Genomic DNA, 10,880 nt, shown 5'->3' on the forward strand with positions numbered 1-10,880 from the left:
GACCTAGGCGTCGAAGCCGGTCGCCCGGGTCTGCTTCTCCCACTCGACGACCTCGGCGCGGACCTGGTCGAGGTGGCCCAGGACCGCGCTCACGCCGTCGTCGCCCAGCGGCAGCCGCAGCGGGGTCCGTTCGGCCTCCAGCGCTGCCAGGATGACGGCCGCCGCCTTCGCGGGGTCGCCGGGCTGGGTGCCGTCGGTGCCGGAGATGAACCCGCGGGTCTCGCTGACCTTGGGGTACACCCCGCTGTCGGGGCTGGCCCCGGCCCGTCCGTTGCCGAACAGGGAGGTCCGGAACGCGCCCGGCTCCACGATCAGCACCTTGATGCCGAAGTCCGCCACCTCGTCGGCGAGCGCCTCGGAGATGCCCTCCAGCGCGAACTTGGTGCCGGAGTACGCCCCGAAGCCCGCGAAGGACATCTGCCCGCCCATGCTGCTCATCTGCACGATCGCGCCCGAGCGCCGCTCGCGCATGTGCGGCAGCACCGCCCGCACCAGGGCGGTCGGACCGAAGACGTGCAGCTCGAACAGGTCCCGCAGCTCCTGCTCCGTGGTCTCCTCGACCGCGCCGACGTGTGTGCGGCCCGCGTTGTTGACCAGCACGTCGATCCGGCCGTGCCGGGCCACGACGTCCGCGACCGCCGCCTCGATCGCGGCGCCGTCCGTCACGTCGAGGCGCAGCGCCTCCACCTTGCCCGGGTGGGCGGCGACCAGGTCCTCAAGCGCCTCCGGGCGGCGGGCCGCGCCGACCACCAGGTCACCGGCGGCGACGGCGGCCTCGGTGATCGCCCGGCCGAATCCGCTGCCGGCCCCGGTCACCAGCCATACCTTGGACATGCAACTCCCCCATCGATAAGTGATCTTGACGGGCACAGCCTGCGGTACGGGACCCTTTCGCGTCCAGCCTCGGCGGCCAACCGTCCATCAACCGGACGGAGTTCAGCCCTCCCGGGCCGCCCGGAGGATCGTCTCCGCCACGCGGGGCAGGGACTCCGGGTGCAGCCCCAGGAACAGGTTGGGTTCGACCAGCTCCAGTTCCATCAGGCGGGGTTCGCCGTCGTCGCCGTCGACCAGGTCCACGCGCGCGTACAGCAGCTCGGGCGCGCCCGGGACGGCGGCCAGCGCCCTCTCCGCCACGGCGAGTTCGGCGGGCGTGGGCTGCCAGCGCTCCAGGCCGGGGTGGGCGACCTTGTCGGCGTCGTAGGGGGTGCCGGGGGACAGCACGGCGCCCTTGCGGCTGGCGTGCAGCAGCCGTCCGCCGAAGAACTGCAGGGCCCGCTCCCCGCGTACGTCGATGCCCGGCATGTACGGCTGCACCATCGCGGTGAAGCCCTCGGCGTGCATCCGGGCGAGCTGCCGCAGCGCGGTGTCGTGCTCGGCGGGGGTGTAGCGGGCGGCGAACCGGGCGCCCGCACCCGAGGTCGGCTTGACGACGAACTCGTGGCCGGTGGGCAGGGCGGCCGCTTCGCCGGGGGCTGTGTAGCGGGTGGGGACGGTGGGCACCCCGGCCGCCGCCAGCTCGCCGAGGTAGCGCTTGTCGGTGTTCCAGCGCACGACGGGGGCCGGGTTGGCCAGCCGGGTCAGGGCCGCGGTGCGCTCCACCCAGGCGGTGAACTCGGCGGCCCGCCAGCTGTAGTCCCAGGTGGAGCGGATGACCACGAGGTCGTATCCGGCCCAGTCGGCCGCCGGGTCGTCCCAGTGCCGGGCCTCCGCGTCGGCGCCGGCGTCCCTCAGCGCCCGTACCAGTACCGGCAGATCGGTGTCCTTGCTGGGTCCGGGGCCGGGGTCGTAGGTGGCGAGGGCGATACGGGGCACGGCGGGACTCCCTGTCGTACGCGGGTTCGATGGGGTGCGGTGGCGAGGCTAACAAGGCCCGCCACGAGGCGTTCCGCTGGTGTAGGAAGGGTGCTGTCGTCCCCGGCAGCCGGCCGTCGCCGGCAGTAAGGAGTGCGCCGCGTGTCCTCTCTCTTCCCCGCCCTGGCGGACGGTTCCCGCGAGGGCGTCGCCCTGCGGTTCGGGCCCCGGACCCTGACGTACGGCTCGCTCGCGGGCGCCGCGGGTGCCCTCGCCGCCCGGCTTCAGGGGGCGGGCCGGGTCGCGGTGTGGGCCGTGCCGGAGCTGGAGACCGCCGTCGCGGTGACCGGCACGCTGCTCGCCGGGGCGGCCGCGGTGCCGCTCAACCCGAAGTCGGGTGAGAAGGAACTCGCGCACATCCTCACCGACAGCGCGCCGGCCCTGGTCCTCGCCCCGCCCGGCGCCGCACTGCCGCCGGTGGTGGACGAGCTGCCCCGGATCGACGTGGACGCCTCCGCCACCGGCCCGCTGCCCGGGGAGCGGGCGGCGGACGGCGATCCGGCGCTGATCGTCTACACCTCCGGCACCACCGGCCCGCCCAAGGGCGCGGTGCTGCCCCGCCGGGCCCTCGCCACCACCCTGGACGCGCTCGCCGACGCCTGGCAGTGGACCGGGGACGACGTGCTGGTGCACGGCCTGCCGCTGTTCCATGTGCACGGGCTGGTGCTGGGCGTCCTGGGCCCGCTGCGGCGCGGCGGCGAGGTACGGCACCTGGGCCGGTTCTCCCCGGAGGGCGTGGCCCGGGAGCTGAACGACGGCGCGACCATGCTGTTCGGGGTGCCGACGATGTACCACCGTCTCGCCGAGGCCCTGCCCGGCGATCCGGAGCTGGCCGGGGCGCTGGCGCGGGCCCGGCTGCTGGTCTCGGGCTCGGCCGCGCTGCCCGTGCACGACCACGAGCGGATCGCGGCGGCCACCGGCCGGCGGGTGATCGAGCGGTACGGCATGACCGAGACGCTGATGAACACCAGCGTGCGGGCCGACGGCGAGGCGCGGGCCGGCACGGTCGGGGTGCCGCTGCCGGGCGTGGAGCTGCGGCTGGTGGAGGAGGACGGCACGGAGCTGACCGACTGGGACGGGGAGAGCGTCGGCGAGATCCAGGTGCGCGGCCCGAACCTGTTCACCGAGTATCTGAACCGGCCCGACGCCACCGCCGCCGCGTTCACCGCCGACGGCTTCTTCCGCACCGGGGACATGGCCGTACGGGAGAGCGACGGGTACGTCCGCATCGTCGGGCGCAAGGCCACCGACCTGATCAAGAGCGGCGGTTACAAGATCGGCGCCGGGGAGATCGAGAACGCGCTGCTGGAGCATCCGGGGGTGCGGGAGGCGGCGGTCACCGGGGAGCCGGACGCCGACCTGGGCGAGCGGATCGTGGCCTGGATCGTCCCGGCGGACCCGGAGTCACCGCCCGGTGCCGAGGAGTTGGCGGACCACGTGGCCCGGCGGCTGGCCCCGCACAAGCGCCCCCGTGTCGTCCGCTACCTGGACGCGCTGCCCCGCAACGACATGGGCAAGATCATGAAGCGGGCCCTGGCCGATGTCTGAGCGGCGCTCGGCGCGGGAGGTGCTGGCGCTGCTGGCCGACCCCGGCAGCTTCCGTGAACTCCCCGCGCCCGCCGGGGAGTCGGCACCGGACGGCCCGCTGGGCTGGCAGGGCTACGACGCCTCGCGGGCCCGTGCCGCCGAGCGCACCGGCGAGGCCGAGTCGGTCGTCTGCGGCACCGCGCGCGTCGCGGGCACCGACGCCGTGCTGATCGCCTTCGAGTTCGGCTTCCTCGGCGGCTCGCTGGGCGAACGCACCGGGGACCGGCTGGTGGCGGCCCACGCCCACGCCCGCGCGCACCGGCTGCCGGTGGTGCCGCTGATCGCGACCGGCGGCAGCCGTATGCAGGAGGGCATGCTCGCGCTCACCCAGCTCCAGCGGGTGGCCCGCGCGTCCGCGCTGACCCGGCGGGCCGGGCTGCCGCAGATCGCGGTGGTCCGGGACCCGACGACCGGCGGCGGCTGGGCCACGCTCGGCGCGGGCGCGGACGTGGTGCTGGCCCTGCCCGGCGCCCAGGTGGGCTTCGCCGGCTCCCGGGTCCGCCCGCCGGACGCCGACCCGGCCGCGTACACGGCCGAGGCGCAGGTGGCGGCGGGCTCGGCGGACGCGGTGGTGGCACCGGACCGGCTGAAGGAGGTGCTCGGCACCTGGCTGCGGCTGCTGACGGCCCCGGCCGCCGAGGCACCCGTGCCACCGGCCCTGGGCGCGGCCGGGCTGCCCGCCACCGGATGGGAGGCCGTCGCGAACGCCCGGGACCCGCGGCGGCCACGCGCGGCCGCCTATCTGGACGGCCTCTTCGACCGCCGGGTGCTGATCAGCGGCGACCGGTGCGGCGGCACGGACCCCGACGGGATGCTGTGCGGGTTCGGCGAACGGGACGGCCGCGGTGTGGCGTTCGCCGCGCAGACCGGGACGGCGACCCGGCCCGCCGGGTACCGCACCGCCGCACGGCTGATCCGGCTCGCGGACCGGCTCGGCGTCCCGGTGCTGACGCTGGTGGACACCCCGGGTGCCGCGAGCGGCGCGGACGCCGAACGGCAGGGGGCCGGGGCCGCGATCGCCGAGGTGTTCCAGGCGGTGGCCGACGCCCGGGTGCCCATGGCCACCCTCGTGATCGGCGAAGGCGGCTCCGGCGGGGCGCTGGCACTGGCCGCGCCGGGCAACACCTGGGCCACCCCGGACAGTTACTTCTCGGTGATCGCGCCCGAGCTCGCGGCGGCCATCCTCAAGCGCCCGCCGGAGCAGGTGGAGGCGACCGCCGGCCAGTTGCGCGTCCGACCGCAGGACCTGGTGGAGCTGGGGGTGGTCCGCGGCATCGTGGAACCCGCGGACCACCCCCGTTTTCCCGCTACTTGACGGCCGCCGCCCGGATGATCTCCTGGGTGACCGAGCCGCCCCGGTCGTCGTGGGCGAAGGCGCGCAGGGAGAGGTGGGCGGTGCCGCGCGGCACGGTGAGCGTGCCGTGCCAGGAGGCGCCCCCGCCGGCGGTCAGCGGGACCGTGCGCCAGGTGGCGCCGTCGTCGTACGACACCTCCAGCCGGCCGCCGCCGAGCCTGCCGGTGCCGGTCGCGCCCGCCACGTACTCGGCGGCGATCCCGACCGGCACGCGCCGGCCCGCGGGCACCCGGCCGGCCAGGTCGGTGCCGAGGTCGAAGGCGAGGTTGACCAGCGGCAGATACGTCCAGCGGTCCGCCGGGCCGGCCGCCGACCGGAAGGTCCACTCGGTGTGGCCGCGGGTGGCGACGGGCCACCGGGCGGCGTCCAGGGCGGTGTCGGTGACGACCTTGTAGGTGTGCTCGTCGGCGGGCGCGCCGGAGACGTAGACGGCGGAACTCGTGCTCTCGTCCACGAGGGTGCCGTCCAGGTAGACGGCGGTGGTCTGGCGCAGTCCGCTGTCGTCGCTCCACACGTCGCCGAAGCCGGTGTGGTCGGGCCCGGAGTCGCCCCAGCCGGGTGTGTTGAACTGGAGCCGGTCACCGGCGCGTTGCTGTCCCCAGCCGAGTCCGGTGCCCAGCCAGGGGTGCCACACCGGGCGGAACCAGTCCAGCTCCGGCCGGGTGCCGCCGGTGTAGCGGACCAGCCCGCCGCGCTCCTCCAGCGCGCCGTCGCGGACGGTGACCGACTCGTGCCACAGCTGGCCGGGGCCGGTGGACACGTAGTCGGTGCGCTCGGCGGGCAGCGAGACGCGCTCCTGGAAGCCGATGCCGACGGGGAAGGTGCCGGTGAGGGAGTAGCGGAACTCGCCGCCGGCGGTCGATCCGGCCGCGTGGAACCTCACGTGCACGGCCGCGAGTCGAGGTGTGTACGTGAGGTCGCGGTCGGGGATGGCGCCCGGGTGGCCCTCGGACAGGTCGTAGACGTACGGCGAGTCGGCCGTGCCGGTCATGTCGACCCGGCCCGCGGCGCGCAGCCGGGCGGCGTCGGCGCGGTTCAGGGTGGCGATCGTCAGCGGCCGGTCGGCGTTGTCGTCCGTGCCCCACCAGGCCATCAGCCGGCCGGGTGTGTCGTCCGTGACGAACAGGGCCTCGGCGCCCGCGTCCTGGGCGGCCCGGGCGAGCGCGGCCGGGTCGGCGCCGGGGGCGAGGCGGGCGAGGACGGCCTTGCCGGACACGCCGGTCAGGGGGCCGTCGCCGACGTCGGCCAGCGGCAGCCGGGTGCGGCCCTCGGCGAGGGTGCCGCCGGGCTGGACGGTGGCCTCGCCGACGCCCTTCACCTCCAGCCGGGGCTTGGCGAGCCGCCACACGGTGCGGTACTCGAAGGTGCCCTGGGTGACCTTCGGGGTGGGCGCGGCGAAGACGCTGTCGTAGGCGAGGGGAACCTGGACCGCTTCGAACAGGTCGGCGCCGCCTGCCTGCCGGTCGTACTCCATCAGCAGCTGGCGGGTCTCCGTGCGCCGGTCCACGGCGGCCCCGACCTCGCGCAGCGTCCGGCCGTCCAGGGTGACGTCCTGGTCGTGGTCCAGGCGGATCTCCGGGGCCGCGAGGAAGCCTAGGCCGAGGGAGTCGGCGCCGTGGCTCCCGCGTACGTCGAGGAAGGTGGCGAGGGTGTAGGTGCCCGGCTTCAGGCGCAGCCGGAGGGTGCCGGAGTCGCCGACGTGGACGGGCCTGGCGTCCTCGCCCCCGGCGAGCCGTTGCACGGTGAGGTCGGCGGGCACGGGGGCGCCGTCGCGGTCCTTGACGTGGACGGTGAGCGTGTACCGCTCCTCCTCCTTGACCAGGCCGAACGCGGTGTGCGCGAGGGCTGTGCCGTCCTCGGCGGCGGCCACGACCTGCCCGCTGGTCTCGCCGACGGGCGCCCGGGTGGCGTCGCCGGTGACGGTGGTGGACGCGGTGGAGTGGGCGGGCACGGTGAGGGTGTCCCGGGCGAGGGTGACGACGCCGTCGGGGGCGCCCGTCACGGACAGTCTCAGCCGCATCTCGGCGTCGGAGGTGTTGCGGTAGGTGAGGGTCCGGGTGACGGGCCGGTCGGTGTCGTAGGGCCAGCGGTGGAAGCCCAGGTCGGCGCTGCCGGTCGCGGTGAGGTCCGCCCGTACCGCGTCCGGGACGCTGACCCGGCCCGCGCCCAGGACGTAGGCGGAGGTGCCGAGTTGCCGGGAGGTGGACAGCAGCGCGTCCTTCAGCTGGGCGCCGCTCCAGTCGGGGTGCCGCTCCGCGAGCAGCGCGGCCACCCCGGCGACCTGCGGGGTCGCCATCGACGTGCCGCTCAGGGAGGTGTAGTCGCCGGTGCCGGGGGCGAGCCGGGAGCGGGCGGCGAGGATGTCGACGCCGGGTGCGGCCAGGTCCGGTTTGAGGGCGTTGTCGCCGAGGCGGGGTCCGGCGGAGGTGAAGTAGGCGGGCCGGTCGGCGGAGTCGACCGCGCCCACGGTCAGCGCGGCGTCGGCGGCGCCGGGCGAGCCGATGGCGGAGGGCGCGCCGGTGTTGCCCGCGGCGACCACGAACAGGGCGCCGGTCTCCTTCGTCAGGGTGTTCACCGCCTGGGCCATCGGGTCGGTGCCGTCGCTCGGCTCCGGGGACCCCAGGCTCATGGAGACGATACGGGCCCGCACGTCCCGGGCCGCCCACTCCATCCCGGCGATGATCTGGGACTCGCTGCCGGAGCCCTGGTCGCTCAGCACCTTGCCGACGGCGAGGATGGCGCCCGGCGCGACCCCCTTCTCCGCGCCGTCGGAGGCGGCGCCGCTGCCGCCGACGGTGGAGGTGACATGGGTGCCGTGCCCGTTGCGGTCGGCGGCCTCCTCCCCCTCGACGAAGCTCCGGCTGGTGCTCACCCGGCCGGCCAGGTCCGGATGGCCGAGGTCGGCGCCGGTGTCCAGGACGGCGACGGTGACACCCTTGCCGGTCAGCCCCGCGTCCCAGGCCGCCGCCGTGCCGATCTGGGCGTTGCTGTCGGCGAGTTCGGCCGTCACCCGCCCGTCCAGCCACACCTTGCCGATGCCCGCGCCCCGGGTGAACGACCGCCAGAAGGTACGGTCCCTGCCCGCGGCCAGCGCGGCCGCGCGCAGGCTGGGCAGCTCCCGGGTCCGCTTCGCCCCGGCCGGGGTGGCGGCCCGGGCGCCCTTGCCGTAGGTCACGATCAGCGGCAGCGCGTCCGCCCGGGCGTCGGTGAGCCCCTGCCGGATCAGCCCGGTGACGTCGAACAGCCGCCGGTCCAGGGTGCCGGCCCGCAGAAACGGCAGCGCCTCGTCCGGTACGACGGTCAGGTGCCCGTCGGCCCGCCGGGTGCGGACGGCGCCGGTGGCGCCCTGGGGCCGCCGTACGGTGACGGTCTGCCGGCCGTGTCCGAGGTCGGTGACGGTCACCCGGTCGCCGGTGACCAGGGTGACGGTCGCGGGGGCGGCGGCGCCCCGGGCGGGTGCGGCGGCGGGGGCCGCCCGGGCGGCCGCGGGGCCGGCCGGGAGCAGGGCGCTCACCAGCGCCGCCGCCAGGAGTGCCGTGCCGGGTCTGACGGGTCCTGTGCTCATCCACGCCTCATCTCGTACGGGTCGCGCGTGACATGTGCTGGGACGAGTGTGAGGTGAGCGCGCCGGCACGGGAGCCGGCCACCGCTGACGGGAAGCTGCCCTGGCGGGTTCTCGCCAGCGCGGCCCGGCCGCCCGCCGCCCACCAGCCGCGCCCGGCACGCGCGTTGAGCCCCCCGCCGCGCGCGTCAACCGGCGTGACTCGCCAAGCGCCGTCCGTACCATGGGGCTTGCACGAGCAACGCACGGAACAAGGGGGAGCGAGCGGCGCCATGGACGACGGACTGCTGGAGTTCAGGACCGAGGACGGCGCGCTCGTCGTGGTGGACGGTGTCAACGCCAGATCGGGCGCCCGTCTCGTGTCGCGCGGCGACGGCCCGGCGCAGGCCGCGCGCACCTTCGAGGGCGCGCTGGACGGTGTACGGGCGGCGGCAGCGGCGGCGCTGCGGGTCTTCCGGGACGGCAGTCTGCGCCCCGACGCGGTGGAGATCGAGTTCGGCGTACGGCTGTCCGCCGAGGCCGGCGCGGTCATCGCCAAGGGGTCGACCGAGGGCCATCTGGTGGTCAAGCTCAGCTGGTCCCCGGAGCGGGCCGGGACGGAGCGGGCCGAGCCGGCGCCCGCCGTGCCGGGGCAGGGCGCGTCGGGTCCGGAGTCCGGGAGCCGGTGATGCGCGGCGCCGCCTGGCACGCCCGGATCGCCTGCGGCGACGTGGTGGGGTCCGGCTTCCTGGTGACCGGCCGCCTGCTGCTCACCTGCGCCCACGTCGTCCGCAAGCGCGGCCGGTACCCGGTGACGGTCAGCTTCCCGCACGCCCGGGAACTGGGCGAGGTGTCCGCCACGGTCGTCGTCCACGGCGGCTGGGCGGGCGCGGACACCGACCCCGGCGACGTGGCCGTACTCGAACTCGCGGTGGACGAGGACATCCCGCTCGCCCCGGCCCGGTTCGCCCCGCACGACACCGCGTACACCGAGCCGTACCCGAAACTGGTCTCCTACGGCTTCCCCAAGGACTACGACGAGGGCACCCTCGCCGAATTCCAGGCCGTCTCGGCGCAGTTGATCGCGGGCGAGTGGCTGGAGCTGGTGACGTGGCACGGCCACGGGCAGCCGATCGTGGACGGCTTCAGCGGGGCGGCGGCGACCCTGCCGGACGGCAGGGTGGTGGGCATGGTCACCGCCGCCCTGGGCACGTCGCCGGAGGTGCGCAAGGGCCGGATGCTGCCGCTGGACGTGCTGGCCCGGTACTGGCCCGGCCTGGCCGAGCTGGTGCCCGTGGCGGGCCTCGGGGACGACGACCCGCGGCGGCTGTACGACCTGCTGCGCCGGGCCGCCGCCGACCCCGGCGCGGGCCACGACCCGAACCGGCTGTACCTGGACGCGGTGGGCCCCTTCGGGCCGCCCCTGCCCCCGGGCGGCTTCCCCTCCCTGCGGGCCGCGGCCGACTATGTGCGCTGGGAGGTCCCGGACCCGGACGCGCTGCCGAGGTTCACCGACCGGCTCGCCGGACTGCTCGGCGGACGGCCGGCGTTACCGGACCGGGCGGCACCGGACGCGACGACCGAGCGGGCCGGGCCCGCCTGGTCGCCGGTGGTCGTGGAGATCGACCACAGCGGCGCCGGCCCCGACCAGGTGACCGTGGAGGTGTCCGCGTACCGCGACGGCCGGCGCCGGCCGGTGGGCGCCCGCCGGCTGCCCCGCACCGGGGTACGGGCCTACGTCCAGAGCCGCATCGACGAGGCCGTCGCCCATCTCGCCCCCGCTGCCGACGAGTTGGTGACGTTCGTGCTGCCGCGCGAGTGGCTCAACGAGGCGGTGGCGCACTGGGAGTGCGGCGCGGACGACAGTACGCCGCTGGGCTGCGCCTATCCCCTGGTGGTGACCGACCGCGCCCGTCATCACAGCGGGCGGATGCGCCACCAGCTGCGCAAGAAGTGGCAGAAGCTGGACACCGGCGGCGGGGTCGAGGTGCACCGCGTGGAGTGCGGCACCCGGGAGCGCCCGCCGAGCCTGCGCAAGAGGCTGTGGGATGGCGACGCCCCGCTGGCGGGCTTCGCCGCCCCTCCCACGGCGACCCGCCCGCTGTTCGAGGTCGGCCTCACCGTGCCCGTACCGGTCCTGCTGTGGCCCCGGACGGGGACGCCCTGCGCCGTGCACGAGGACACGCCCCGCGCCGAGACCGCGCGTACGGACGCGCCGGGTGCCGGGAAAGCTGGGGGCTCTGGGGTCCCTGGGGGCCCTGGGAACCCCGGGGGTCCTGGGAGCCCGCACGAGGACGCGTCCTGCCCCGGCACCGCGTTCCTGGACCGGCTCACCGCCGCCGTCGCCGACGTCCCGCCCGCCGAACTCCCCCGGCACGTCATGTCGTTGCGGCTCACGGCGGAGGCCGCCGACGAACCCGAGCGGCACTGGGCGCGCCACCTCCAGCTGCTCTGGGACGACCCGCGCTGCTTCCCCGAGACCGGCGCGAGCCTGCACTCGCCCGTCGCCTGACCGACCGCACACCCGACCGCCCCCACGGAGAAGAA

7 protein-coding genes are annotated in these 10,880 nt (G+C 76.0%); 4 read left to right on the plus strand and 3 right to left on the minus strand.

Going from position 1 to position 10,880, the window contains the following annotated elements:
- Window positions 1–3: 3 nt before the first annotated feature.
- Window positions 4–834, minus strand: a complete 831-nt coding sequence (locus tag HB370_RS13805) for an oxidoreductase (protein ID WP_030776996.1) — start codon at window positions 832–834, stop codon at window positions 4–6.
- A 102-nt stretch (window positions 835–936) separates the two neighbouring features.
- On the minus strand, window positions 937–1,812 hold the full coding sequence (locus HB370_RS13810) for a hypothetical protein (RefSeq protein WP_030776999.1): 876 nt from the start codon (window positions 1,810–1,812) through the stop codon (window positions 937–939).
- Between the two features lie 141 nt (window positions 1,813–1,953).
- Between HB370_RS13810 and HB370_RS13815 the strand changes: the two genes are divergently transcribed.
- Both HB370_RS13815 and HB370_RS13820 read left to right on the plus strand, forming a co-directional pair.
- Complete coding sequence (locus tag HB370_RS13815; RefSeq protein WP_030777001.1) at window positions 1,954–3,399, plus strand: acyl-CoA synthetase; 1,446 nt, start codon at window positions 1,954–1,956, stop codon at window positions 3,397–3,399.
- Window positions 3,392–4,753, plus strand: coding sequence for a carboxyl transferase domain-containing protein (locus HB370_RS13820; RefSeq protein WP_030777004.1), 1,362 nt, complete (start codon window positions 3,392–3,394; stop codon window positions 4,751–4,753). The genes HB370_RS13815 and HB370_RS13820 overlap by 8 nt, the downstream gene beginning before the upstream one ends.
- Here the strand turns inward: HB370_RS13820 and HB370_RS13825 are convergent.
- Window positions 4,746–8,357 carry a S8 family serine peptidase gene (locus HB370_RS13825; RefSeq protein WP_030777007.1) on the minus strand — a complete coding sequence of 1,204 codons (3,612 nt, stop codon included), beginning with the start codon at window positions 8,355–8,357 and terminating at the stop codon, window positions 4,746–4,748. The two genes, HB370_RS13820 and HB370_RS13825, sit on opposite strands and share 8 nt — an antisense overlap.
- A gap of 269 nt (window positions 8,358–8,626) precedes the next feature.
- Between HB370_RS13825 and HB370_RS13830 the strand changes: the two genes are divergently transcribed.
- Together HB370_RS13830 and HB370_RS13835 are read left to right on the plus strand one after the other, a co-directional pair.
- Complete coding sequence (locus tag HB370_RS13830; RefSeq protein ID WP_051815322.1) at window positions 8,627–9,022, plus strand: CU044_2847 family protein; 396 nt, start codon at window positions 8,627–8,629, stop codon at window positions 9,020–9,022.
- Window positions 9,022–10,845 (plus strand): trypsin-like peptidase domain-containing protein, encoded by a 1,824-nt coding sequence (locus HB370_RS13835; RefSeq protein ID WP_030777012.1) that lies wholly within the window; start codon window positions 9,022–9,024, stop codon window positions 10,843–10,845. The genes HB370_RS13830 and HB370_RS13835 overlap by 1 nt, the downstream gene beginning before the upstream one ends.
- The last annotated feature ends 35 nt before the right edge of the window (window positions 10,846–10,880 follow it).

This window comes from Streptomyces sp. DSM 40868 (genome assembly GCF_011820545.1).
Lineage (GTDB): Bacteria > Actinomycetota > Actinomycetes > Streptomycetales > Streptomycetaceae > Streptomyces > Streptomyces eurythermus.